At 69.8% G+C, this 24,699-nt stretch carries 26 protein-coding genes; 21 read left to right on the top strand and 5 right to left on the bottom strand.

What is annotated here, in order from left to right:
- Positions 1-484, bottom strand: a 484-nt coding sequence (locus tag ABZ260_RS19070) for an HNH endonuclease (protein ID WP_355619056.1), incomplete at its 3' end; no start/stop codon positions are given.
- Positions 485-802: 318 nt separating this feature from the next.
- On the opposite strand from ABZ260_RS19070, the gene ABZ260_RS19065 reads away from it, so the two are divergent.
- The 3 genes from ABZ260_RS19065 to ABZ260_RS19055 all read left to right on the top strand — a co-directional run bounded on the left by ABZ260_RS19065 (position 803) and on the right by ABZ260_RS19055 (position 4,189).
- Positions 803-2,875, top strand: coding sequence for a prolyl oligopeptidase family serine peptidase (locus ABZ260_RS19065; protein ID WP_355619053.1), 2,073 nt, complete (start codon positions 803-805; stop codon positions 2,873-2,875).
- Positions 2,876-2,960: 85 nt separating this feature from the next.
- A complete protein-coding gene (locus ABZ260_RS19060) occupies positions 2,961-3,767 on the top strand; it encodes a helix-turn-helix domain-containing protein (protein WP_355619050.1) in 807 nt (268 codons plus the stop codon).
- A 74-nt stretch (positions 3,768-3,841) separates the two neighbouring features.
- Positions 3,842-4,189, top strand: coding sequence for a VOC family protein (locus ABZ260_RS19055; protein WP_355619047.1), 348 nt, complete (start codon positions 3,842-3,844; stop codon positions 4,187-4,189).
- A 17-nt stretch (positions 4,190-4,206) separates the two neighbouring features.
- Here the strand turns inward: ABZ260_RS19055 and hypF are convergent, their stop codons facing one another.
- Positions 4,207-6,513 carry a carbamoyltransferase HypF gene (gene hypF, locus ABZ260_RS19050; RefSeq protein WP_355619045.1) on the bottom strand — a complete coding sequence of 769 codons (2,307 nt, stop codon included), beginning with the start codon at positions 6,511-6,513 and terminating at the stop codon, positions 4,207-4,209.
- Positions 6,514-6,682: 169 nt separating this feature from the next.
- Here hypF and ABZ260_RS19045 point away from each other — a divergent pair, with 169 nt between their 5' ends.
- From ABZ260_RS19045 to ABZ260_RS18975, 15 genes are all read left to right on the top strand, one after another.
- Positions 6,683-7,348: an SIS domain-containing protein gene (locus ABZ260_RS19045; RefSeq protein WP_355619042.1), complete on the top strand. Its 666-nt coding sequence runs from the start codon at positions 6,683-6,685 to the stop codon at positions 7,346-7,348.
- Positions 7,345-7,593, top strand: a complete 249-nt coding sequence (locus ABZ260_RS19040; RefSeq protein WP_355619039.1) for a HypC/HybG/HupF family hydrogenase formation chaperone — start codon at positions 7,345-7,347, stop codon at positions 7,591-7,593. Before ABZ260_RS19045 ends, ABZ260_RS19040 begins: the two co-directional genes overlap by 4 nt.
- Positions 7,580-8,305, top strand: a complete 726-nt coding sequence (locus tag ABZ260_RS19035; protein WP_355619036.1) for an SIS domain-containing protein — start codon at positions 7,580-7,582, stop codon at positions 8,303-8,305. The genes ABZ260_RS19040 and ABZ260_RS19035 overlap by 14 nt, the downstream gene beginning before the upstream one ends.
- A 65-nt stretch (positions 8,306-8,370) precedes the next feature.
- A complete protein-coding gene (locus tag ABZ260_RS19030) occupies positions 8,371-9,447 on the top strand; it encodes a hydrogenase expression protein HypE (RefSeq protein ID WP_355619033.1) in 1,077 nt (358 codons plus the stop codon).
- Position 9,448: 1 nt separating this feature from the next.
- A complete protein-coding gene (locus ABZ260_RS19025) occupies positions 9,449-11,230 on the top strand; it encodes a nickel-dependent hydrogenase large subunit (RefSeq protein ID WP_355619030.1) in 1,782 nt (593 codons plus the stop codon).
- 57 nt (positions 11,231-11,287) lie between these two features.
- Positions 11,288-11,878 (top strand): NifU family protein, encoded by a 591-nt coding sequence (locus tag ABZ260_RS19020; RefSeq protein WP_355619027.1) that lies wholly within the window; start codon positions 11,288-11,290, stop codon positions 11,876-11,878.
- Positions 11,875-12,549, top strand: a complete 675-nt coding sequence (locus tag ABZ260_RS19015) for a DUF5947 family protein (protein ID WP_355619024.1) — start codon at positions 11,875-11,877, stop codon at positions 12,547-12,549. The genes ABZ260_RS19020 and ABZ260_RS19015 overlap by 4 nt, the downstream gene beginning before the upstream one ends.
- Positions 12,542-13,174 (top strand): DUF6084 family protein, encoded by a 633-nt coding sequence (locus tag ABZ260_RS19010; protein WP_355619021.1) that lies wholly within the window; start codon positions 12,542-12,544, stop codon positions 13,172-13,174. Before ABZ260_RS19015 ends, ABZ260_RS19010 begins: the two co-directional genes overlap by 8 nt.
- Entirely contained in the window at positions 13,171-14,673 is a 1,503-nt protein-coding gene (locus ABZ260_RS19005) for a hypothetical protein (RefSeq protein ID WP_355619018.1), read from the top strand. The genes ABZ260_RS19010 and ABZ260_RS19005 overlap by 4 nt, the downstream gene beginning before the upstream one ends.
- Positions 14,670-15,173 (top strand): hydrogenase maturation protease, encoded by a 504-nt coding sequence (locus ABZ260_RS19000; protein ID WP_355619015.1) that lies wholly within the window; start codon positions 14,670-14,672, stop codon positions 15,171-15,173. Before ABZ260_RS19005 ends, ABZ260_RS19000 begins: the two co-directional genes overlap by 4 nt.
- A gap of 144 nt (positions 15,174-15,317) precedes the next feature.
- Positions 15,318-15,710 (top strand): hydrogenase maturation nickel metallochaperone HypA, encoded by a 393-nt coding sequence (locus ABZ260_RS18995; RefSeq protein WP_355619012.1) that lies wholly within the window; start codon positions 15,318-15,320, stop codon positions 15,708-15,710.
- The gene (locus ABZ260_RS18990; RefSeq protein ID WP_350957139.1) at positions 15,685-15,936 is read left to right on the top strand and encodes a HypC/HybG/HupF family hydrogenase formation chaperone; all 252 of its coding nucleotides are present in this window, start codon (positions 15,685-15,687) and stop codon (positions 15,934-15,936) included. The genes ABZ260_RS18995 and ABZ260_RS18990 overlap by 26 nt, the downstream gene beginning before the upstream one ends.
- Before the next feature lie 6 nt (positions 15,937-15,942).
- Complete coding sequence (gene hypD / locus ABZ260_RS18985; RefSeq protein WP_350921578.1) at positions 15,943-17,070, top strand: hydrogenase formation protein HypD; 1,128 nt, start codon at positions 15,943-15,945, stop codon at positions 17,068-17,070.
- Positions 17,067-18,206, top strand: a complete 1,140-nt coding sequence (gene hypE / locus ABZ260_RS18980) for a hydrogenase expression/formation protein HypE (protein WP_355619008.1) — start codon at positions 17,067-17,069, stop codon at positions 18,204-18,206. Before hypD ends, hypE begins: the two co-directional genes overlap by 4 nt.
- Before the next feature lie 29 nt (positions 18,207-18,235).
- Complete coding sequence (locus tag ABZ260_RS18975) at positions 18,236-18,616, top strand: hypothetical protein (RefSeq protein ID WP_355619005.1); 381 nt, start codon at positions 18,236-18,238, stop codon at positions 18,614-18,616.
- A 167-nt stretch (positions 18,617-18,783) separates the two neighbouring features.
- Here the strand turns inward: ABZ260_RS18975 and purU are convergent, their stop codons facing one another.
- Positions 18,784-19,638 (bottom strand): formyltetrahydrofolate deformylase, encoded by an 855-nt coding sequence (gene purU / locus ABZ260_RS18970; protein WP_343983517.1) that lies wholly within the window; start codon positions 19,636-19,638, stop codon positions 18,784-18,786.
- Positions 19,639-19,803: 165 nt separating this feature from the next.
- Between purU and ABZ260_RS18965 the strand changes: the two genes are divergently transcribed.
- A complete protein-coding gene (locus tag ABZ260_RS18965; protein WP_355619002.1) occupies positions 19,804-20,262 on the top strand; it encodes an NUDIX domain-containing protein in 459 nt (152 codons plus the stop codon).
- A 274-nt stretch (positions 20,263-20,536) separates the two neighbouring features.
- Here ABZ260_RS18965 and ABZ260_RS18960 read toward each other — a convergent pair whose 3' ends face one another.
- The gene (locus ABZ260_RS18960) at positions 20,537-21,031 is read right to left on the bottom strand and encodes a GNAT family N-acetyltransferase (protein WP_350921566.1); all 495 of its coding nucleotides are present in this window, start codon (positions 21,029-21,031) and stop codon (positions 20,537-20,539) included.
- Positions 21,028-22,599 (bottom strand): XRE family transcriptional regulator, encoded by a 1,572-nt coding sequence (locus tag ABZ260_RS18955; protein ID WP_355618999.1) that lies wholly within the window; start codon positions 22,597-22,599, stop codon positions 21,028-21,030. Before ABZ260_RS18955 ends, ABZ260_RS18960 begins: the two co-directional genes overlap by 4 nt.
- Before the next feature lie 341 nt (positions 22,600-22,940).
- On the opposite strand from ABZ260_RS18955, the gene ABZ260_RS18950 reads away from it, so the two are divergent.
- Both ABZ260_RS18950 and ABZ260_RS18945 read left to right on the top strand, forming a co-directional pair.
- On the top strand, positions 22,941-23,225 hold the full coding sequence (locus ABZ260_RS18950) for a hypothetical protein (protein WP_350921562.1): 285 nt from the start codon (positions 22,941-22,943) through the stop codon (positions 23,223-23,225).
- A gap of 534 nt (positions 23,226-23,759) precedes the next feature.
- Positions 23,760-24,699: mechanosensitive ion channel domain-containing protein (locus ABZ260_RS18945; protein WP_355618995.1), on the top strand; the 940-nt coding region annotated here is incomplete at its 3' end.

The following is a 24,699-nucleotide window of genomic DNA, read 5'->3' as shown; positions in this document are numbered from 1 at the left end:
CGATGGCCAAGCTGACCACGTAGTCGGTCTCGCCTGCGCTCTCCAACATGAAGACCTGGTCATCGTCGTAGAAGACGATGCTGGGCGTGGCGGCATCCTCCAGCATGCGATCGGCCTTGCGGTGGTTGCACGTCGTGCACGACGCGACGCAGTTCTCCCAGGTGTGGGGGCCACCTCGCGAGCGCGGGATGACATGGTCGATGGTCTCGGCCCGCTGGCCGCAGTAGGCGCATCGGTAGTCGTCCCGACGCATCAACGCGGTTCGGGTCAGCGGAATCCGCGACCGGTAGGGAATCCGGACATATCTTCGAAGCCTGATCACCGAAGGAACGTCGAGCGTGCGGCTCGCCGAGCGGAACACGGCGCCCCGCCCGTCACGGTGCACGACGTCCGCCTTCTCCCTGAGCACGAGCACGACGGCCCGGTGCAGGGACAGGGTGGTCAGGGGTTCGTAGGTGGCGTTCAAGAGCAGGACCTGGCGCATCAGCGGGCCTCTCCCGCCGCAGGACGTGTCAGTTGAGGGGGCACGCCACCGCGTGCCCCGGCTGGCGGCCCCTCCTGGGGCCCGGGCGCTTCCGTCACGAGGACCTCCGCCGGACGGCCCAGCGGATGCTCACCACGGCACCGTCCTTCACCAAGTTTGGCTTCTGCGTCGCGGTTCCCGCCACCCATAAATGACTGGAGAGAAACCTGATACGTTTTATGCCCGCATTACTAGTTCTTAACTCCTCCTGCCGCAGATCAGATACGCCCGTCGCGCAATGCCCGCGTTCTGCCCTGCCGAGGTCGTAGGGTTCCTGCCATGACGCGACAGCCATATCCTCCAGCCAGCCGTGTTGAGCTCGTCGAGGAGCTCCACGGAGTGCCTGTTTCCGACCCCTACCGCTGGCTGGAGGATTCGGATGATCCGGCGACGAAGGACTGGCTGGTGGGGCAGGAGAGGCTGCTGGAGACCGAGCTGGACATCCTCCCCGGGCGCGAGAGTTTCAAGGCGCGGATCACGGAGCTGCTCAGGTCCGGTTCGGTCGGCGCGCCGACGTGGCGCGGGGAGCGGCGGTTCTTCATGAGGCGCACCCCGGATCAGGAGCACGCCGTGCTCTACACCGTCGATCCCGGCGGCACCGAGCGGGCGCTGCTCGACCCGATGGCGCTCGACTCGACCGGACTGACCACCCTCGACTCCTGGCAGCCCGACAAGGAGGGCCGCCTGCTCGCCTACCAGGTCTCGGTGGGCGGCGACGAGGAGTCGAGCCTCTACCTGATGGACGTCGCGTTCGGCGACCGCATCGAGGGACCGATCGACCGGTGCCGCTACTCCCCCGTGGCGTGGCTGCCCGGCGGCGAGGCCTTCTACTACGTGCGCAGACTGCCCGCCACCGAGGTGCCCGAGGGGGAGGAGCAGTTCCACCGCCGGGTCTACCTGCACAGGGTCGGCACCTCCACCGAGGAGGATGTCCTGATCTTCGGTGAGGGCCTGGAGAAGACCAACTACTACGGCGTGGCGGTCTCCCGCGACGGCCGCTGGCTGCAGATCTCCGCCTCCCGCGGCACGGCGCCGCGCAACGACCTGTGGGTGGCCGACCTGGAGGCCTCCTCCCCCTCCTCCCCCGACCTGGTCGTCGTCCAGCAGGACGTCGACGCCCAGACGGCCCTGCACTTCGGCCGCGACGGCCGCCTGTACGTCTTCACGGACCGCGACGCCCCACGCGCCCGTGTCTGCGTGACCGACCCTTCCGACCCTCGGTTCGAGAACTGGCGTGACCTCATCCCGCAGGACCCCGAGGCCGTGCTGACGGACTTCGCGATCCTCGACGAGCTCGACCGGCCGGTCATGCTCGTCGGCTGGACCCGCCACGCGATCAGCGAGATCTCGGTACACGACCTGGCCACCGGTGAGCGCGTCGGAGATGTGCCGACGCCCGGCCTGGGCACCATCGGCGGCATCAGCGAGCGCCCCGAGGGCGGTCACGAGGCGTGGTTCGGCTACACCGACAACACCACGCCGCCGAGCATCCAGCGCTACGACGCCCGCACCGGCGAGACGACGCTCTGGGCGGCCTCCCCCGGTGCCGTCGAGGTGCCCACCGTCAACACCGAGCAGGTGACCTACCGCTCCGCCGACGGCAGCGAGGTCCACATGCTGGTGATCTCCCGCCCCGGCACCGAGGGCCCGCGCCCCACGGTCCTGTACGGCTACGGCGGTTTCGGGCTCTCGATGACCCCCGGCTACTCGGCGTCCATCCTGAGCTGGGTCGAGGCGGGCGGCACATACGCCATCGCCCAGCTGCGCGGCGGCGGCGAGCAGGGTGAGGAGTGGCACCGGGCCGGGATGCTCTCCCACAAGCAGAACGTCTTCGACGACCTGCACGCGGCGGCCGAGTACCTGATCGCCACCGGCGTGACCACGTCCTCGCAACTGGCCATCTCCGGCGGCTCGAACGGCGGCCTCCTGGTCGGCGCGGCCCTGACCCAGCGCCCGGAGCTGTACGCCGCGGTGGTCTGCTCGGCGCCGCTGCTCGACATGATCCGCTACGAGCTGTTCGGCCTGGGCGCGACGTGGAACGTCGAGTACGGCTCCGCCGAGAAGCCCGACGAGTTCGCCTGGCTGCACTCCTACTCCCCCTACCACCATGTGCGCGAGGGGGAGAGCTACCCGGCGACGTTGTTCACGGTCTTCCAGTCCGACACCCGGGTCCATCCGCTGCACGCCTGGAAGATGTGCGCGGCCCTGCAGCACGCCCAGTCCGGTGACCGGCCGATCCTGCTCCGCAACGAGATCGAGGCCGGCCACGGGGCCCGTTCGGTGAGCAAGACCATCGAGCTCGCCGCCGACCAGCTGACCTTCCTCGCCTACCACACCGGGCTGACCTCCTGAAAAGCGGAGAGGGCACCTCCTGGGGAGTCCTCTCCCAGCACGGCCGCGACGCCGGATTGTCGTGGGCGGCGGTTATGGTCGGGGGGTGGACGACGCAGCGGTGGCCGAGGGCCTGACCTTCGTCGAGGGCGAGCCCGGCGCCTTCCTTCGGTCGTACGTCACGCACCTGTCGGCCTACACCGAGCGTTACGCCGAGCCCGTGCCCCGGCGGCAACCGCCGTTCGCCGGCGTCGTGATGATCTTCGGTTTCGGCGCGCCGCTCGCGCTGAGCGGGCCGCGGGGGGGCCGGCGGCTGGCGTCGTTCGCGGGCGGCCTGCACGACACCTACGTCGACACCACCACGGCCGGAACCGCCGAGGGGGTGCAGGTCAACCTCACACCGCTCGGGGCCAGACGGCTGCTCGGGGTGCCCATGCGGGAGCTGACCAACCGGGTGGTGTCGCTGGAGGAGGTGCTCGGGCCGTGGGCCACGACCACGGTCGAGCGGTTGGCACAGGCTTCCGGCCGAGCCGCCCGGCTCGCGCTGCTGGACGAGGCGCTCAGCGAGCGGATCGACTCCGCGCCGGTCCCCGACCGCCGCGTCGGCTGGGCGTGGAGCCGCCTGGTCGCCACCCGTGGCGCGGTGTCCGTGGCCTCGATGGCCGCCGAGCTGGGGTGGAGCCACCGGCATCTGGTCTCCCGCTTCCACGACCAGGTCGGGCTGGCGCCGAAGGCCGCGGCCAGGGTGCTGCGCTTCGAGCACGCCACCGGCCGGCTGAGGTCCGGCATGTCCCTGGCCGACACCGCGGCCGTCTGCGGCTACTACGACCAGGCCCACATGAACCGCGACTTCAGGGCCATGGCCGGGGTCACCCCCCGCGAGCTGGCCGCGCCGCCGCGCGTCCCCGGATGATCAGGTCAGATTTTTCCAAGCCCGGCCCCTCCTGCCGGTGACATCGTGGTGGTCACCGAACAGGAGGAGGAAACATGCGAACCGTGTATCCGCTGGTCCGCTACCACGACCCCGCCAAGGCCGTCGACTGGCTGGTCCAGGCATTCGGATTCGAGGTCCACGAGCTCGTCACGTCCGACGACGGGGGCGTCGGCCATGGTGAGCTGATCGTCGGCACCGGAATGATCATGACTGGTAGGGGCGAGCCCGGCGGCCCGGGGATCTACATCGCCGTGGACGACCCCGACGCCCACCACGACAGGGCCGTCGCGGCCGGAGCCGAGGTCACCAGCGGGCTGGCCGACAAGGACTACGGCTCGCGCGATTACGCCTGCAAGGACCCGGAGGGCAACCTCTGGTACTTCGGGACGTACCGGCCCTGACTCCGCGGCGTCCCTGGTCAGGACCCGGGGCGGGGATGGCCCAGGACGTCACGCGCCGCCGCCACGGCGGCCTGGCCGAAGCTGATGCCGCCGTCGTTGGGGGGTACGGCGCGGTGGGTCAGGACCCGGAAGCCTCCGAGCCCGAGGGCGCCGGCGAGGCGGTCAAGCAACAGGCGGTTCTGGAAGACCCCGCCGGACAGTGCGACCGTGCCGATCCCGGTGCCCTCGCGGATCCTGGCGCACGCCGCGGCGGTGACGGCGGCGAGCCCGTTGTGGAAGCGGGCGGAGACGAGCTCCGGGAGGACCCCGGCGCGGGTCTCCTCGACGACCGCACGGACGAGATCCGCGACCTGGATCGTCACGAGCGACCCCTCGTCGAGGATCCGCGCCGGGTAGGCGCCGCCCTCGGCGGGGTCGGCCCGCTGTTCCAGGGCGATCGCGGCCTGTCCCTCGTATCCGGCGGTGTCACGGAGCCCGAGGATCGCCGCCACCGCGTCGAACAGGCGGCCTGCGCTGGAGGTGAGCGGGGAGTTCGTCCCCGCTCTGGCCACGGCGAGCACCTCGTCCCAGCGTGTGCCGTGGCGTGTCCTGACCGGCAGGTCCTCGGGGAGCGCGGCACCGTACACCGCGTCCAGGTGGGCGGCCGCCATCCGCCAGGGCTGCCTGATGGCCGCGGTACCGCCGGGCATCGGCACCGGCGCCAGGCGGCCGGCACGGGTGAAGCCGACGAGGTCGGCCACCAGGAGCTCGCCACCCCAGATCGTGCCGTCGGTGCCGTAACCGAGACCGTCGAAGGCCACCCCGATGACCGGGCCGCTCTCGGCGTTGTCGGCCAGGCAGGAGGCGATGTGCGCGTGGTGGTGCTGCACCCCGGTCAGGTCCACCGACTCCAGATCGAGGGCGTACTTGGTGGACAGGTACTCGGGGTGGAGGTCGTGCGCGACGAGGCCGGGAGTGATGCCGAGCAGGCGCCCGAGGTGTTCGATCCCCTCGGTGAAGGAGCGCAGCGTCTCGTAGTTCTCCAGGTCGCCCATGTGCTGGGAGACGAAGGCGTACCCCCGCCTCGCGAGGCAGAACGTGCTCTTCAGCTCGGCACCGCAGGCGAGCACGGGCCGCCGGGCGGGCGGTGAGAGCCGCAGTGGCTCCGGGGCGTATCCCCGGGACCTGCGCAGCGGTAGCGCCCGCCCTCGCGCGACGAGGACCACGGAGTCGTCGGCACGGATGTGGATCGGCCGGTCGTGGGTCAGGAAGGCGTCCGCGATCCCGGCGAGCCTGACGAGCGCGTCGCCGTCGCGATGGGCGATGGGCTCATCGGAGAGGTTCCCGCTGGTGAGCACGTACGGCCGGGTGAATTCGGCGGCGAGCAGATGGTGCACCGGCGTGTACGGCAGCATGAGGCCGAGGGTACGGTCGCCCGGCGCCACGGCTCCGGCCGGTGCGGCGCCGGAGCGGCGGGGCAGCAGCACGATCGGGCGCCGCGGGCCGGTGAGCAGCCGCTCGCTCTCGTCGTCCAGTTCGCAGAGCGCGTGGGCGGCGCGCAGGTCGGGAACCATGATCGCGAACGGTCTGTCCTCGCGGCGCTTGCGAGCGCGGAGGGTCCTGGCGGCCTCCTCGTCCGCCGCGTCGACCGCCAGGTGGTACCCGCCGAGCCCCTTGACCGCCAGGACGCCGCCCGCCCGCAGCACCTCCGCCGCCGCCACGATCGGATCGTCACCGCCGCCGTGGGGAGCGCCGCCGTCCAGCAGGCGCAGGACCGGGCCGCAGGCCGGGCAGCAGATCGGCTGGGCGTGGAACCTGCGGTCCGACGGGTCGAGGTACTCCCTCTCGCACTCCCCGCACATGGCGAATCCGGCCATCGTGGTGGCGGGCCGGTCGTAGGGGAGGTCCCGGATGATGGTGAACCTCGGCCCGCAGTTGGTGCAGTTGACGAAAGGGTGGCGGTATCGCCGGTCGGCGGGGTCGAACAGCTCGCCCAGACAGTCATCACATGTCGCGACATCAGGTGAGATAAGAGTGACCCGCTGGTCCCCGTCCCGGCTGGCCGCGATGCGGAATCCGCGCTCTCCGCGCGCCGGTATCGCGGTGGCCGTCATGCGGTGGATCACCGCCAGCGGCGGGGCCTGACCTCGCAGGTCCTGCTGGAACCGCGCGACGTCGCCGGGCACCCCCTCGGCCTCGATGAAAACGCCGTGGCCGTCGTTGCCCACCCATCCCGACAGCTCCAGCCGCCGGGCCAGGGAGTGGACATGGGGGCGGAAGCCCACCCCCTGCACGATCCCCTCGACCCTGATCCTGACGCGGACCCGCGCCCGCCCCGTGCCCATCCCGCCATCCTTCCCGCGCCCGGCGGGAACGCCTCAGGGCTCGCATGATCTGGACGGGAAGGTTACGTCGATGATCAGAGCTTTGCCGTTGGTTGTCGAGCCAAGGGTGTCGGCCCTGAAACGGCCAACCGTAACGTAGCGACTACCGTGAAAAATACGGAGCGTTGACATGCCTGTCACACCGAGTACCCAAGCACCGTCCGCCGTCACCCCGGTCACGGAGGCGGAGGTCATCGCGGCCTTCGCGCGGCGGGAGCACGCCGGGCGCGCCCTGGCGGGAGACGTGGAGCGCATCGCGCGTGCCGCCCGGGCCATGGCCGCCAGGTTCCACCTCGGCGGCAAGCTGATCGTTTTCGGCGACGGCGGCGCGGGCTCGGACGCGGCACACGTCGCGGTCGAGTTCATGCACCCGGTCATCGTGGGCAAGAGGGCGCTCGCGGCGGTGGCACTGAGCAACGACGCGACGACGGCCGGCCGGGACGGCGAGGTCGGCGGGGACGGCGGGGACGCCTCCGAGGTCTTCGCCCACCAGGTGCGCCACTGGGCGGACGCCTCCGACATGGCCCTGGGAATCTCCCGTGACGACCGGTGCGTGAGCGTCCCGCGAGGCTTGCGGACCGCTGGGGAACTGGGCCTGCTGACCATCGCCCTGACCGGCGGCGCAGGCCGTGGGGACGGGCGCGGAGGCGAGGTGGCCGACCACGTCCTGGTCGCCGCTTCCGACGACCCTGCCGTGGTCAAGGAGGTCCACGTCACCGCCTACCACCTGCTGTGGGAGCTGGTCCATGTGTTCTTCGACCGGCTCGGCCCACCCGCGCAAGGGGCGTCCAGGTGAACGGGCCCGAGGACTGTACCGCCGGTGTCTGCATCACCTGCTCCGACCAGGCACTGCCGGTGCGGGTGGTCAGGCTGCTGGAGGGGGAGCTGGCGATCGTCGACGCCGGCGGGGTCCTCGAAGAGGTGAGCGTGGCACTGATCGACCCGGCGGTGGGCGACACCGTCCTCGTACACGCCAGGGAGGCCATCGCCGTGATCGCGCACGGGAACGCAGGGCGGGGGGACGACGATGAGCACGCTTGACGGAACGCCCGCGGAGGGCACCCGAGGGCTGTACCCCTTCCTCGACGAGTACGAGCACGAGCACGCGGACCAGATTCCGGACACGGCGGAGGCGGAGACCGAGGCCAGGCGGTCGGCGGTGGAGAAGACCGGCGAGATCGTGCGGCTGCGCCGGTGGGTGGGTGCGGAGTCGGCGGCGGAGCTGGCGGCGTGCGCCGGGGAGATGGCGGCGAGGTTCGCCTCCGGCGGCCGGCTGTTCAGCTTCGGCAACGGCGGGAGCAGCACCGACGCCCAGGAGGTCGCCACCGCCTTCCTGCACCCCCACCGCGGCCCGGCCCTGCCCGCGCTCTCCCTGACCGGTGACGTCGCCGTGGTCACCGCGCTCTCCAACGACGTCGGGTTCGAGGTGGTCTTCTCCAGGCAGCTCGCGGCGCTTGGCCGGCCTGGGGACATCGCCGTCGGCCTGTCCACGAGTGGCGGCTCCGCCAACGTCGTCCGGGCGTTCGAGGAGGCGGCCCGCCGGGACATGCTCACCGTCGGGCTGGCCGGTGGAGGGGGCGGCAGGCTGACCGAACTGTCCGAGCTGGGCGTTCTGGCCCACCTGTTCGTCGTCCCCTCCTCCTCGGTGCACCGGATCCAGGAGGCACAGACCACCCTCTACCACGTCCTGTGGGAGCTCACCCAGCACGCGCTCGGACCGGCACCGATCCCGCGGGCGCACGACCCCGGCTGAGAGCCGGCGTTCCCTCTCCCCCTTCACGTTCCGCAGAAGACATCCACCAGGAGTGGGGAGACGTCATGGCAGCGCCGACAGACGCGGCAAGTAGCAGCTCTCCGGAGCAGCAGGAACCGACCGTCCACATACTGTGGATCAACGCCGGGATGAGTTGCGACGGTGACTCCGTCGCGCTCACCGCGGCGACGCAGCCGAGCATCGAGGAGATCGTGCTCGGCGCGCTTCCCGGGCTTCCCAAGGTGTCCGTGCACTGGCCTCTGATCGACTTCGAATCCGGGCCGATGCAGGGCGCGGACGTCTTCATCGAGTGGTTCTTCAAGGCCTACCGCGGCGAGCTGGATCCGTTCGTGCTGGTCGTCGAGGGCTCGATCCCGAACGAGGCGATCAAGCAGGAGGGTTACTGGTGCGGTTTCGGCAACAACCCCGACACCGGCCAGCCCATGACGACCAGCGAGTGGCTGGACCGGCTCGCCCCCAAGGCGACCGCGATCGTGTGCGCGGGCACCTGCTCGGCGTACGGCGGCATCCACGCGATGGCCGGGAACCCGACGGGGGCGATGGGCGTCGCCGACTACCTGGGCTGGGACTGGAGATCCAAGGCGGGCCTGCCGATCGTCAACGTGCCCGGCTGCCCGATCCAGCCGGACAACCTCTCCGAGACGCTCCTCTACCTGCTCTACCAGGTCGCCGGGCAGGCACCGATGATCCCGCTGGACGAGGCGCTGCGGCCGACGTGGCTGTTCGGCCAGACCGTCCACGAGGGCTGCGACCGCGGCGGCTACTACGAGCAGGGCCAGTTCGCCACCGAGTACGGCTCGCCGAAGTGCCTGGTGAAGATCGGCTGCTGGGGGCCGGTCGTCCGGTGCAACGTCCCCAAGCGCGGCTGGATGAACGGGATCGGCGGCTGCCCGAACGTGGGAGGCATCTGCATCGCCTGCACGATGCCGGGCTTCCCCGACAAGTTCATGCCGTTCATGGACGAGCCTCCCGGCGCCCTCATCTCCTCGACGGTGAGCGGCGCGTACGGGACGGTCATCCGGACCCTGCGCGGCATCACCTCCAAGACCGTCGACAAGGAACCGAAATGGCGCCACAAGGGGCGCGAGCTGCTGACCGGCTACAAGGCGCCCTGGAGCTGACATGACGACATCGGAGCAGAACCCGGAACTCGTGGAGATGGCCTGGGACCCCATCACCAGGATCGTCGGGAGCCTCGGCATCTACTGCAAGATCGATTTCAAGAACCGGCAGGTCGCCGAGTGCTACAGCACCTCGTCGATCTTCCGCGGCTACAGCATCTTCATGAAGGGCAAGGACCCGCGCGACGCCCACTTCATCACCAGCCGCATCTGCGGGATCTGCGGCGACAACCACGCGACCTGCTCGGTCTACGCGCAGAACATGGCCTACGGGGTACGGCCTCCGGCCCTGGGCGAGTGGATCGTCAACCTCGGCGAGGCCGCCGAGTACATGTTCGACCACAACATCTACCAGGAGAACCTGGTGGGGGTCGACTACTGCGAGAAGATGGTCCGCGAGACCAACCCCGGCGTGCTGGCGATGGCCGAGCGCACCGAGGCGCCGCATGCGGGCGATCACGGCTACCGGACCATCGCCGACATCATGCGCTCGCTGAACCCGCTGGAGGGCGAGTTCTACCGCGAGGCGCTGGCGGTGAGCCGCACCACCCGGGAGATGTTCTGCCTCATGGAGGGCAGGCACGTGCACCCCTCCACGCTCTACCCCGGCGGGGTCGGCACGGTCGCGACGGTGCAGTTGTTCACCGACTACCTGACCCGGCTGATGCGCTACGTGGAGTTCATGAAGCGGGTCGTGCCCATGCACGACGACCTGTTCGACTTCTTCTACCAGGCGCTGCCCGGCTACGAGGAGGTCGGCCGCAGGCGCGTGATGCTGGGGTGCTGGGGAACCTTCCAGGACCCCGCGCACTGCGACTACAGCTACCTCAACATGAGCGACTGGGGTCGCGAGATGTTCGTCACGCCGGGGGTGATCGTCGACGGCAGGCTCGTCACCAACGACCTGGTCGACATCAACCTCGGCATCCGGATCCTGCTGGGCAGCTCCTACTACGACGACTGGCAGGGGCAGGAGCCGTTCGTCACCCACGACCCGCTGGGCAACCCGGTCGACATCCGGCACCCGTGGAACCAGCACACCATTCCGCACCCGCAGAAACGCGACTTCAGCGACAAGTACAGCTGGGTCATGTCGCCCCGCTGGTTCGACGGGGAGAACACGCTCGCGCTCGACACCGGTGGCGGGCCCATCGCCAGGCTCTGGTCGACGGCGCTGTCCGGCAAGGTCGACATCGGCTATGTCAGGTCCACCGGTCACAGCGTGGAGATCAACCTGCCGCGGACGGCGCTGAAGCCGGAGAAGACGTTCGAGTGGAAGATCCCCGAGTACAAAGGCCAGCCGCTGTCCAACGCCCTGGAGCGCAACCGGGCCCGCACCTACTTCCAGGCCTACGCGGCGGCGTGCGCGCTGTACTTCGTCGAGCAGGGCCTGGCCGAGGTGCGCGCGGGCCGCACCCAGACCTGGGCGCCGTTCACGGTTCCCGACGAGACGATCAGCTGCGGCTTCACCGAGGCCGTGCGGGGCGTGCTGTCCCACCACATGGTGATCAGGGACGGGAAGATCGCCAACTACCACCCGTATCCACCGACACCCTGGAACGCCAGCGTCCGCGACGTACACGGCACGCCGGGACCCTACGAGGACGCGGTGCAGAACACACCGATCTTCGAGGAGAACCCGCCCGCGGACTTCAAGGGCATCGACATCATGCGCACCGTGCGGAGCTTCGATCCGTGCCTGCCGTGCGGGGTGCACATGTACCTCGGCGGCGGCGAGGAGCTCCGCAGGCTGCACACCCCGCACGCCTTCGACACCACCTGATCCAGCGGCCGCCGGGGGGCCGACCGCTCCCCGGCACCGGGAAGGGGGCCTGGGCAGATGCCGCAAGCCCATGACATCCGGGTGACCGGTGATCGCGTCGAGGCGCTGATCGCCGACCTCGGCACGCTGAGCGACGCCGTGACCCGCGCCAAGGCCGAGGACCTGGTACGGGCCCTCGTCGAGCTGTACGGCGCCGGTCTGGAGCGCGTCGTCGAGATCGTCACCGAGACCGAGGCGGCCGAGGTGCTGCGCCGCCTGGTCGGCGACCCGCTCGTGTCCGGCCTGCTGGTGCTGCACGACCTGCACCCGCTGAGCACGGCCGAGCGCGTTCGCGAGGCGCTGGACGGCGTACGGCCCTATCTGGGGTCGCACGAGGGCGGCGTGGAACTGCTCGGCGTGGGCGAGGACGGGATCGTGCGGCTCCGCCTGGAGGGCACCTGCCACGGCTGCCCGTCCTCGCGGCTCACCGTGACCGACGCCATCGAGCGGGCCATCGGCCAGGCCGCTCCCGAGGTGTCCGGGGTGGAGGTCGAGGGGGTGACCGACGACCGCTCGGAACTGTTGCAGATCCAGCGCCGCGCGCCCGGCCCGTGCCCGGTGCTGGAGCGGACGCCTGCGCCGGAACCGGTCTCGGGGCCGGTGTCGTGACGGCCACCGGGCTGCGCAGGTTCCGCGAGCCGCCCAGCAGGGGCGGTCCGCCGGTGCCGCTCTGCGAGCTGTGCGCGGAGCCTGCCGGCGAGGACCACGGCCACGTCGTGAACGTCGAGACCCGGGGACTGCTGTGCGCCTGCCGGGCCTGCCACCTGCTGTTCGGCCACGGCACGGGGGGCCGGGCACGCTACCGGGCCATCCCTCGACGCTACCTTCACGACCCGCGGTTCCCGCTGAGCTCAGCCGACTGGGACGAGATGCAGATCCCGGTCCGCACGGCGTTCTTCTTCCACAACTCCGTACTGGGCAGGACGGTCGCGTTCTACCCGAGCCCGGCGGGCGCCACCGAGTCGCTACTGCCGCTGGAGACGTGGGAGCGCGTCCTGACGGCCAACCCGGCGATGGCCGACGTCCAGCCCGATGTGGAGGCGCTCCTGGTGGACCGCCGCCCCGACGGCGGCTTCGCCTGCCACCTGGTGCCGATCGACACCTGCTACGAGCTGGTCGGCCTGGTGCGGTTGCACTGGAAGGGCTTCGACGGCGGCCAGGAGGCGCGGCAGGCCATGGAGGGCTTCTTCGCCGACCTGCGCGGCCGCAGTCGCACCGTACCGCCCACGCCCGAGGCGTCCGGCACCTCTCGGCCAAGCGGCTGTGACGGCCGTGGCTGAGCTCGCGTTCGACTGCGTGGGCGTCCGGGCGGAGGCGTACGCCGCCTTCCCGACGCTCGTCTTCCGGCTGCGCGTCACCGACCCCTCCCCCGACGGGGTGCACACCATCGCGCTCCGCTGCCAGATCCGGGTGGAGCCGCAGCTGAGGCGCTACGGCGATGCCGAGGCGGAGCTGCTCGGCGACCTGTTCGGTGACCCGGCCCGGTGGGGCGACACGCTGAAGCCCCTGCAGTTCGCCAACGTCTCGGTCATGGTCCCGGCGTTCACCGGAAGTACCGAGGTCGACCTGCCGGTGCCCTGCGGCTACGACCTGGAGGTGGCCGCGGGCAGGTACTTCGCCGCGCTGGACGAGGGCGAGATCCCGATGCTCATGCTCTTCAGCGGGACCGTGTTCGCCAGGACGCCGGGCGGCTTCTCGGTGAGCCAGGTGCCCTGGCACCACGAGGCCCGCTGCCGGCTGCCGGTGACGGTGTGGCGGGAGCTCATGGACCGCTACTTCCCGGATTCCGGGTGGCTGCGGCTGCGGCGCGACACGCTTCGGGAACTCAGCCGCTTCAAGTCCACCCGCGCCCTGGCCACCTGGGACGAGACCCTGGAACTACTGCTCAAGGAGGCGCGGCGATGAGCGTGCCGATGGACATCGCCCGGCGGGTGGCGGACGCGGTGCTGTACGAGGGTTACCTGCTCTATCCCTACCGCGCCTCGGCGGCCAAGAACCAGGTGCGCTGGCAGTTCGGGGTGCTCGTCCCGCCGGGGTTCACCGCGACCGCCGAGCACCCGGCCAGCGTGACCGAATGCCTCCTGGAGGGGGCCACATACGCCGTGGCGCACCTGAGCCTGCGCTTCCTCCACCTCAGAACGCGCAGCGTCGAGCGCGCCGAGGACGACGGCTACTGGCCGGTCCAGCAGCTGCGGAACGGCCAGCGGACCTACCTCAGCTTCGACGAGGCGACCGAGCGGGAGGTGGAGACGGTGCTCCCCATCGCCGGCCTGCTCGACGCCCCCGAGCGGGTGATCGAGGTACGGATTCCCGGGGACCGCGTGATCGAGCCGATCGTGGCATCGTCCGGAGAGGTCGTGGGGCGCGTCGTCTCCGAACACCTGCCGCTCCACGCCGAGCTCAGGGTCTCCGCCGAACTGGTGCCCGGCCCCTACGACCTGGTCAAGCTGCGCGCCCGGGTGGCGAACACCGACGACTGGAAACCGCTGGGCGCGCCGCGCGAGCAGGCGCTGCGGCACTCGCTGATCTCGGCGCACCTGCTCATCGCGGTGACCGCCGGGGCCTTCGTCTCCCTGCTCGACCCGCCGGAATGGGCACGGCCGGCCGTGGAGACCTGCCGCAACGAGCACACCTGGCCCGTACTCGTGGGCGAGCCCGGTCACCGGGACGTGATGCTCTCCTCGCCGATCATCCTCTACGACCACCCGGACATCGCTCCGGAGAGCCCCGGCACCCTGTTCGACTCCACGGAGATCGACGAGATGCTCCACCTCCGCACGCTCACCCTCACCGACGAGGAGACGCGGGAGGCTCGGGCGACCGACCCCCGGGTGGCCGAGCTCATCGACATGGTCAGCGGCATGCCGCCCGAGCTGGTGGAGCGGCTGCACGGCGCGATCCGCTCGGTGGACGCGACCACGGACCCGCGGCCCGGTGAGCCTCCGTGGCAGGAGGGGGACCTCCAGAACCGGCCGGAGGTTCCCACGCCCTGGTGGGACCCCGCGGGCGATGCCACGGTCTCGCCGGAGACCGACAGCGTGACGGTCTGCGGGGTGGCCGTCTCCAGGGGCAGCAGGGTCCGGCTGGTTCCCGGCAGGCGGCGCGCCGACGCCCACGACATGTTCCTGGCCGGCAGGACCGCACGCGTCGAGGCGGTGCTCCTCGATCTCGACGGCGCCCACCACCTGGCCGTCACCCTCGACGAGGACCCGGGCGCCGACCTGCACCGATCGCACGGCCGCTTCCTCTACTTCGCCCCCGACGAGGTCGAGCCACTCCCGGACGACTCGCTCACCGGCGGCTCGGCCCCGGGCGGGCCGGCCTCGGGCGGGCCGGCCTCGGGCGGGCCGGCCTCGGGCGGGCCGGCCTCGGAGGGATCGTTCGACGGGGAGGCCGGCGCATGAGAATCCTGGTGGCCGGTGTGGGGAACGTCTTCCTCGGCGACGACGGCTTCGGGGTCGCGGTGGCCAGGCACCTGGCGGACATCGACCTGCCCGACGAGATCGAGCTGCGGGATTTCGGCATCCGGGGAATCCACCTGGCCTACGAGCTGACCGGCGGCGGGTACGACAGCACGATCCTCATCGATGCGGTATCCCGCGACGGCCCGCCCGGCACCCTGTACGTCCTCGAACCGACGGCGGGCGAGATGCCGGGTTCCTTCGCCGACGCGCACTCGATGACACCCGAGACCGTGCTGTCGCTGGTGAACACGCTCGGTGGCGGAGCAGGCCGAGTCCTGCTCGTCGGCTGCCAGCCCGCCGACACCTCGCCGGGCATGGAGCTCAGCGCGCCGGTCGCGGACGCCGTCGGCAGGGCGGCGGACCTGGTCGTCGAGCTGGCCGGGCAACAGATCGCGATGGCACTCGCCACCGCGGGTCACGAGGAGGAACGAACATGCTGAAACGCCTTCTGGCCGGGTCGGTGCTGGCGGGAGCGGCCGTACTGCTCTACCTGACACTTCCCGATATCAAGCGCTATCTGAGGATGCGCAGCATGTGACACATCCAGCCACTGGGACATCGAGCTCGAACGAGAGGGAACAGCCGTGCACGAATTCGGGATCGCCGAGGCGATCCTCACCGCTGTGGAGAAACGGGCGGACGGCAGGAGGGTGCGGCGGGCGCGAGTGCACGCGGGTGCCCTGCTCCGCGTCACCGAACCGGTGATCAACCAGGCGTTCTCCGCGATCGCCGACGGGTCCGTGGCCGAGGGCGCCCAGGTGGACCTGGTCATCGTCCCGGTGCGGATGACCTGCCGCTCCTGCGGGAGCACGTCCACCTCCGTCGACCCCTTCGCCGTCTGCGCGGGGTGCGGCGGCACCGATATCGACACCGAGGGCGGCGACGACCTCGTCCTCGAATCCATCCAGCTGGCGGAGGCCGCTCATGTGCCTGGGAATTCCCGGGGAGATCGTGGAGATCCTGTCCGACCGTCCTGATCTGGCCATGGTCGACGTCAGCGGCGTCAAGCGCGCCATCAACATCGGCCTGCTGGAGGGCGAGTTCGTGGCACCCGGCGACTGGATCCTCATCCACGTCGGGTTCGCGCTGTCGAAGATCGACGAGGTGGAGGCCAGGGCCGCGCTCGACTTCCTGGAGAGCATCGGCCAGGCGTACGAGGACGAGATCGCGGCCCTCCGAGAATCCATGATCGAAGAGGGGTGAGGGTTGATGCGTTTCGTCGACGAGTACCGTGACGCGGAGAAGGCCCGGATGCTCGCCGCGCGGATCGCCGCACTCTGCGAGCCGGGCCGCGACTACAAGTTCATGGAGGTGTGCGGCGGGCACACCCACACGATCTACAAGCACGGCCTGGAGGACTACCTGCCCGAGGCCGTCACGCTGGTGCACGGCCCCGGCTGCCCGGTCTGCGTCATCCCCATGGGACGGATGGACGACGCCATCCACATCGCCGAGCAGCCAGATGTGATCATGACGTCGTTCGGCGACATGATGCGGGTACCCGGCGGGAACGGCTCCTTCCTCGACGCCAAGGCGCGGGGCGCCGACATCCGGCTGGTCTACTCCCCGCTGGACGCGCTGAAGATCGCCCGGCAGAACCCCGGCAGGCGCGTGGTCTTCATGGCCATCGGGTTCGAGACCACGGCGCCCTCGACGGCGATGACCGTCCTGCGCGCCGAGGCCGAGGGGATCGAGAACTTCTCGATCTTCTGCAACCACGTGACGATCATCCCCGCGATCAAGGCGATCCTGGACTCCCCCGACCTTCGTCTGGACGGGTTCATCGGCCCCGGCCACGTCTCCACCGTGATCGGCTGCCGGCCGTACGGGTTCATCTCGCGTGGCTACGGCAAGCCCTTGGTGGTGGCCGGTTTCGAGCCGCTGGACCTGTTGCACACGGTCTACCGCCTCCTCGCGCAACTGGCCGAAGGACGCTCCGAGGTGGAGAACCAGTACTCCCGGGTGGTCCCGTGGGACGGTAACCCCAAGGCTCTGCACGTCATCAACCAGGTGATGGAGCTGCGACCGTACTTTGAGTGGCGCGGGCTGGGGTTCATCTCCCAGTCGGCCCTCAGGGTCACCGAACGGTACGCCGCCTTCGACGCCGAGCGGATCTTCCAGATCCCCGGCGGGCGGGTGGCCGACCCGAAGGCGTGCCAGTGCGGCGAGGTGCTCAAGGGAGTGCTCAAGCCCTGGGAGTGCAAGGTGTTCGGCACCGCGTGCACCCCGGAGACACCGATCGGCACGTGCATGGTCTCGTCCGAGGGCGCCTGCGCGGCGTACTACAACTTCGGCCGGTTCTCGCGCGAGCGCGTCAGGGAGGCGACCCGGAGGTGAACGACGGGGAGGGTTACACCGGGGAACAGCGGGTCCTGGACCGGACGAGAGAGGCGGGCGGCCCGGACACATCCGACCGGGAGCGGCAGGTCCTGGACCGGATCGAGCGGGTGCGGCGCCGCAAGGCGCGCGTCCGGGAGGACCGCATCACCCTGGCGCACGGCGCGGGCGGCAAGGCCACACACACCCTGATCGAGGCGGTGTTCCTGGAATCGTTCCGCAACCCGATGCTGGAGCCCCTGGAGGACGGCGCGGTCGCCGACGGGCTCGCCTTCACCACCGACTCGTTCGTGGTGACGCCGCTGTTCTTCCCCGGGGGCGACATCGGCGACCTCGCGGTGAACGGCACGGTCAACGACCTGGCCATGTGCGGGGCCCGCCCCCGCTACCTGTCGGCCGGATTCATCCTGGAAGAGGGCTTCCCCGTCGCCGACCTGCGGCGCATCACCGCCTCGATGGCCCAGGCGGCGCGGGCGGCGGGTGTGTGGATCGTCACCGGCGACACCAAGGTCGTGCAGCGGGGCAAGGCCGACGGCTGCTACGTGACCACCTCCGGCATCGGGACGCTGGAGCGGCCCATCCGGCTGAGCGCCGCCGCCGCGCGGCCGGGTGACGCGGTCATCGTGTCCGGGCCGATCGGCGAGCACGGGATCACCGTCATGCTGGCCCGGGGAGAGCTCGACATCGAAGCCGACCTGCGCTCCGACACCGCACCGCTCAACGCCCTCACCGGCCTGCTGCTGGACGCCTGCGAGGACGGCGCGGTGCGGTGCCTGCGCGACGCGACCCGCGGCGGGGTGGCGACGATCGTCAACGAGATAGCCGGTGCCTCGCAGGTCGCCGTCGTGCTCGACGAGGAGGCCGTACCGGTCCGCCCGGCGGTGCGAGGGGCGTGCGAGTTGCTGGGGATCGACCCGCTCTACGTCGCCTGCGAGGGCCGGATGGTCACGGTGGTGGCCGGGGAGTTCGCCGACGCGGCACTGGCCGCCCTCCGCTCCCACCCGCTCGGCTCCGAGGCGGCGATCATCGGACGGATCAACGACGACCCGCCGGGGCTGGTCCTGCTGAGGACCTCCTTCGGGGGCACCCGGATCGTCGACCTGCTGGTCGGCGACCCGCTACCGAGAATCTGCTGAGCACCAGCGAATCCATGAGGTTTCACGACATGAGCAAGAAAAACAAACCCGAACACCCGAGTGGGCAGGACAAGGACACGTCGAGGGAGCGCGGCCGCTCCCCCGGCGTGAGCCACGCGAGCGAGGAGGTGGTGCGATCCGGCAACCTGGCCTTCGGACACCCGCCGGACGACAGGGGACCCGGGCGCGTGGTCTCCGACGAGGAACGCGAGGGCGTCCCCGCCACCGACACCGAGGCCCGGTCCGCCCGCGGTGTCGGCGCCGGCGAGCAGCGCGGCGCCGAGGAGATCGCCGCCCGCAAAGGCGAGAAGGGCCGCGAGAAGGTCGGCACCGACGAGAAGGGACGCCCCTACGGTGTCTCCCATCCCGAGGACGCCACCGGGGTCAACCCCCGGAAACCCAAGCAGTGACTCCTCCGCTCCCCGGCCGAGGGGGCGACGGCCGAGCCCTGGCCGTTTCGAACCCGGAAACCACGGCAGGAGGCGATTCGCCTGCCGGGTAAACCCGGCGATCCCCTCGCTCGCGCGTGCTCTGGCCGGGCCGGCCGTCGACCCGGCGAGGGCTCGCGGTCACCGCGCTAGCGGGGGAAGACGATCGTCTTGTGGCCGTCGAGCAGGACGCGCTGCTCGGTGTGCCAGCGGACGGCGCGGGCCAGGGCCTGGCACTCGACGTCACGGCCGATGGCGGCGAGGTCGTCCGCGGAGTGGGTGTGGTTGACCCGGGCGACCTCCTGCTCGATGATCGGCCCTTCGTCGAGGTCGGCGGTCACGTAGTGCGCGGTCGCGCCGATCAGCTTCACGCCGCGGGAGTGCGCCTGATGGTAGGGCTTGGCGCCCTTGAACGACGGCAGGAACGAGTGGTGGATATTGATCACGTTGCCCGCGAGCTTGACGCAGAGGTCCTCGGAGAGCACCTGCATGTAGCGGGCGAGCACCACCAGGTCGGCCCGGTAGTGATCGACGAGGGTCAGCACCTCCGCCTCCTGCCTGGCCTTGGTCTCGGGAGTGACCGGCAGGTGGTGGTAGTCGATGCCGTACGACTGGGTCAGCGGCCGCAGATCCGGATGGTTGGAGACGACCGCGACGATCTCGATGTCGAGCAGGCCCGAACGCGTCCGGTAGAGCAGGTCGTTCAGGCAGTGGCCGAACTTGCTGACCATCACCAGCACGCGCGGCTTGACGGACGCCTCCCGCAGCTTGAAATCCATGCCGAACTCGGGGGCGAGCGCCGCGAAGGCCTCGCGCAGTTCCCCGTCGGGCAGCGGAGAGGCGAACTGCACCCGCATGAAGAACCGCTCGGTCACGGCATCACCGAACTGCTGGCTCTCGATGATGTTGCAGCCCCGTCCGGCCAGGAGACCGGAGACCGCCGCCACCACGCCAGGACGGTCCGGGCAGGACAGCGTCAACACAAACTCGGCCCTGGAACTCATGCCTTCACCCTTGAGCTGGAGAGGTCGGATCGTAAGGTAATTCCACCTGACCTGGGCAGAGTACAGCGAATCCCGGCGCCATACCCAGTCGCTCGGCACGCGGCGAACCAGGAGGTACGGAGAGCCGCCCGGCCCCGGATCCGCCGGTGATAGCGTCCCTGATCTATGAACGCCCCTCAGCCGAACGACCGGCCCGCCGCCCGGGTGATCTGTGTGGACTCCTTGGGCCGGGTGCTTCTCATGCACTGGCGTGACACCGTCAGCGGCCAGAGCCTGTGGGAGCCGCCGGGCGGCGGCATTGACCCGGGCGAGACCCCCCTTGACGCGGCACGGCGGGAGCTGACGGAGGAGACGGGCCTGCCCGGCGAGGCGGTCATGGACCATTGGGTGCCGGTACGTCGCGATTTCCGCTGGCTCGGCGTCCACTACGCCAAGACCGAACGGTTCTACCTGGCCAGGTTCGAGAGCACTCCCGAGGTGGGCCCGGGGTCGTTCAGCGCCGAAGAGAACACCACCTACCTGGGCTCCGGCTGGTTCTCAACGGAGGAGATGACCGACCTGCCCGACCACCTGGAGCCCCCGGACCTGCCGGAGGTCGTCTCCCGCGTCACCCGGCTGGGGTGAGCCGGCCATCGAGCACGCCCGGGAATCCCGTGCGGCACGGCCCTCGATCTCGAAGATCGAGGGCCACGGTCGTCAGGGAACGATTCTTCCGAGCGGGGAGAATCTCACCCCTTGTGGATGGCGCCGGCGGTGCCACCGAGCCTGGACACGCCAAATTTGTGAACAATGATCTTTTTCATCGCACTCACCCGAGGACGGCGATAGCCACAAAGAACAAGTATTCGGCTATTTCCGAAATTGGCAATGTCAAATAGCAAAGTGGTCTAAATTCGAGTCACTGCATTAGTGTGGACATAGCGACTATTAGCTCTTTTTCTCCATAAACCACCACAGACCCCCCTCGTTCTTCCCTGCGGATCTCACGCCACCCGAACTTGCGATAGAGCTCCATCGCCGCGGGCTGGCTCAGGGTGGTATCCCCACGGAGCCTTACGTAGCCGAGTTCAATCGCCCGCGTCTCCAGCGCGACGACCATCTGGGCACCGAACCCGCGACGCTGGAACTCCGGATGAACTCGCATGCGGCACATCTCGGCGGTCTGATCGTCAACACGACGGAGCCCGCCCATCGTGACGATACGCCCGTCAGGCGTCTCACCCACGAGGAACTCTCCCCGATCGGCGAGGTAGATCTCGTGGATCCTGGGGAAGTCGTCCTCGTAGTAGACGCCGTCTCCTGGCGCGAGACCGACCTGGGCGAGGCATATCTGGTGGAGCGCCCAGACGGATTCGATGTCGGACCAGCGATAACGCCGAAGCCTCGGCCTCAACTGCCACCCCCGTCGGCCACCGCGTCGTCCGTCCACGCGCTGCGACCGCGCAGCGATTCCAGGTAGACCTTGAGCTTGGGATGCCCGGGAGCCTTCACCTCGGCCTGCCTGCCCACCTCGTGGGCGCGCTGCATGAGAATGTCGGGCCTGCACGCCTCGTCGAGACCCGAGATCGTACTCTGGGCGATCTCCAGCGCCTCGTCCACATCGCCCTCAAGGATCTTGCACTGGGCACGGTCGAACTTGATGAAGGTCGGGTCGAGCCAGTCGGCCGGGCCGTACTTGGTGAGCGCCTGTTCCAGGATGAGGTCGGCCTCCATCGCCTGCCCGAGCTTGACCAGCGCGTCTCCCTGGTGAAAGTAGAGCTGGCGCTCGGTGTAACCGAAGGTCGCGTCGTCCTGGTCCGCGGCGGTCATCTGGGAGAAGGCCGCCCTGGCCCGGGACAGCGCCCGCTTCGCCTGGTCGACCACGTCCTTCTTGCCCGCACCCGACATCATCGCCAGTGCGCGGGCCTCGACCACCGGGGCCATGGCCTGGGCCGCGCAGGGCGTCTGCCCTGCCAGGTCCCGGCTCTTCTTCGCGAGGTTGAGCGCCTCACGCGGGTCACCGTAGTAGAGCGGGACCAGAGCCTCCCTGGCCGTGACCCACGCCCGCAGCGCGCGGTCGCCGGTCTCGTCCGCGGCGGTCCTGCCGGTCCTGAAGAAGGATCGGGCGAGCCTGTGGTCGCCGAGATTGACCATGATCATGCCGCTCAGACCGGCCAGCTGGGCCGCCATGCGGCACAACCGTTCCTGCAGGTCGACCGGCTGGCGCCGTTCCATGGCCTTGCGCACCGCGCTGAACTCCAGCATCACGTCGCACAGCAGCCTGAGCGGGGGGGTGTTCATGTACTGGCGGCCGAAGCCGATGGTGGCTTCCTCCCACTGGTCGAGCATCGCGGGCGAGACGGTGGCCGAAACCAGCGTGTCGTCCATCCTTCTGCGGATGCTCTCCACCGATCCAAGCACCTGTCCGTCCAGCACGATGCCACTGCCGGCCAGCAGTTGTAAGAGTGTCCTCCGTAGCACGTTCTCGTCCTCCTCGCCCCCATCCGCGGAAAGGTCCAAACCGATCGGCTGGATCAGCAGCTCGCGCGGATCAGGGGATGTGTCGGGTCTTCCGTCCTGGAGATCGCCTCGGACGACACCGGGCATCCTGTGGCCGTGGCCGCAGATGCACGGGCCGTCGTACCCGAGGGAGGCCGGCTCGACTCGGTAGGCGGAGCACAGGTAGTGCAGATACTCGGGACCGGGCCGCTTCAGCCCGCTCTCGTACGCGGACAGGAGCGTCTCACCGATGCCGGGGGCCGACTTGCCGTCGCGTTCGAACAGCGCCCGTATCTGTTCGATGACGTCCGCGAGGGCGACACCATGTGCCAGGCGGTGACCTTTAACCCGTGTAGTCCCGAATTGCGAATTGCATTTCTCGTAGATTTCCTCGGCTATCTGCGCCGAGGACTTCCCGGCGGCCAGGCCACGGGCCCGGACCTGCCGTGCTAGTTCTGTCTCCCTGTGCTGCCTGCCGGACATACCGGCCCCTCTCTCGTGGCCAGCTGGGCTGGCTGGCACACTTAGTCCCGACCGGTCCTCTCTCCCTTGACACACTGTGATCTCTTCGTCGCACTGTGCCTACCGAGAATGATGGACCACGTTTGACTCATCCGGAACGCGCTAATAAAGCCATCGGCTAAGAATCGTCCTCCGGCGGACTGTTTCTTTCAACCTACTTGGCACAACGCCCACCCTGAACTGGGTTTTCCCTGAATTGACCCACAGGGCCGCCGTGAGTCATCTTTGGCGGGCAGCACCGAAGGCGTGATCGAGCGAACACGATTCGGTGCCGGCAAACCGAAACCACGAGGAGGGGTGAGGTGGGTGAAGACGATTTCCGGCACCTGGAACGACTGGTGACGGAGCTTGACTGCCGCGGGCTGCACGCCCGTGTGGTGCGGACCCACTCCGGTCGTGCGTTCGTGCGTGTGATCAACCCGAAGGCGACCAGCCTCGCGGAGAACGTCACCTGCCGAGCACACGCCACCCCCAGCCACCGGGATTGGTACTACTGGTGGTCCTGGGGTGAACGGATGCACACGGTGGAAGACCCAGCCGGTGCCGCGACCAAGGTCGCACGCGTACTCGCCGCGGTAGGGGAATGAGGTGAGCGGTGCGGAGGGCCTCACCCGCCCGATGCGCCGTACCTACCACGGCCCGGCGGAGCCGACGGGATGACCGGTGCGGAGCGTCCTCGGACGCTGGTCACCCCGTCGGCTCCGAATCGTCGCACCGGCCGGACCGGTCCGCACGAACCGGATCAGCGGGCCGCCCGGCCGTGCCGCGTTCCATGAGGGACCGCCGGCCGGGCAGGCGCGGACTCCCAACGGTGAAACCGCAGAGGCTCTCGCGAGCCGAAGCCCACGAACTGCCGTAAGGCAAAGGCTGCCGCCTGGTCTCTCGTCCGGGCGGTGACCGGAGGGATCCCCCTCGGGAACGGCACGGGACACGCTTCCGGGTGCGTGTCCCGTCCGGGCCGCCCGTCACCGGGGCATCCGGGTCCGCCTCCGCGGCCCCAGATCCGGATGTCCCCGTCTTCCCCGGCGTGATGTGACGGAGGCCGGTTCGATCGGCAATATGGGTAGGTCGCATGACTCGCCCGTCTGACTCGTCGATCCGATCCGAGAGGGATCCACTCCGTGTTCCTGCTTTCCCCCACGTTCCTGCTTTCCCCCACGCCCGTCCCCAGCCCCACCCCCAGCTTGACTCCCAGCGTGACCCCCAGCGTCACCTCGACCCCCGACCCTGGAATCGTGGTTGAGGAGCTTCTCGACATGAGCGCGGGTCTGACAAAGGGATGCGGGAACGGCGGAGGGGTGATCTGCGACTTCGTGCAGATGGTCATCCCCGTGAGCTGGGCGGCTCCCGCGATCGCAGGCATGATCGCCCTCGCGCTGGTCGTGGTCATCGCGCTGCTTCTGCGCAACGTGGCGCACCGGCTGATCAGCCGGGTGGTGCGGAAGGCCTCCTCCGAGCGCGCGTCCCTGGCGGGGCGACTGCGCGGCAGGGAGGCGGTGACCCTGGAGGGCCTCGACGCGATCGTGGCCGAGCGACGCAGACAGCGGGCCGAGACCATCGGTTCCGTGCTCAAGCCGGTCGCCTCGATCATCATCCTGGGCACCGCCGCACTGACCGTCCTGGAGCGGATCGGCGTCCCCATCGCCCCCCTGCTAACCAGCGTGGGCATTCTGGGCGTGGCGGTCGGCTTCGGCGCCCAGGAACTCGTCAAGGACTTCATCGCGGGCATGTTCATGCTTTTGGAGGACCAGTACGGCGTGGGCGACGTGATCGACACGGGCACCGCGGTCGGCACCGTGGAGGCCGTCACCCTGCGCATCACCCGCCTGCGCGACAGCGACGGCCGGGTCTGGTACATCCGTAACGGCACCATCACCCGCGTCGGCAACGAGTCCCAGGGTTGGTCTCGCGCCACCGTCGACGTGCCCGTGGCCTACGCCTCCGACATCCCCGCGGTCCGCGACCATGACCGCGATGACCGCGGTCACCGACATGCTCTCCGAGGAGGCCGAGCGGCTGCCACCCGAGCCCGCGGCCGCCGTGCAGCTGGTGTTGCGGGAG

The organism is Streptosporangium sp. NPDC006013, from assembly GCF_040614275.1.
Lineage (GTDB): Bacteria > Actinomycetota > Actinomycetes > Streptosporangiales > Streptosporangiaceae > Streptosporangium.
The sequence above is the reverse complement of the archived record's forward strand: the minus strand, read 5'-3'. Positions and strand labels throughout refer to the sequence as shown.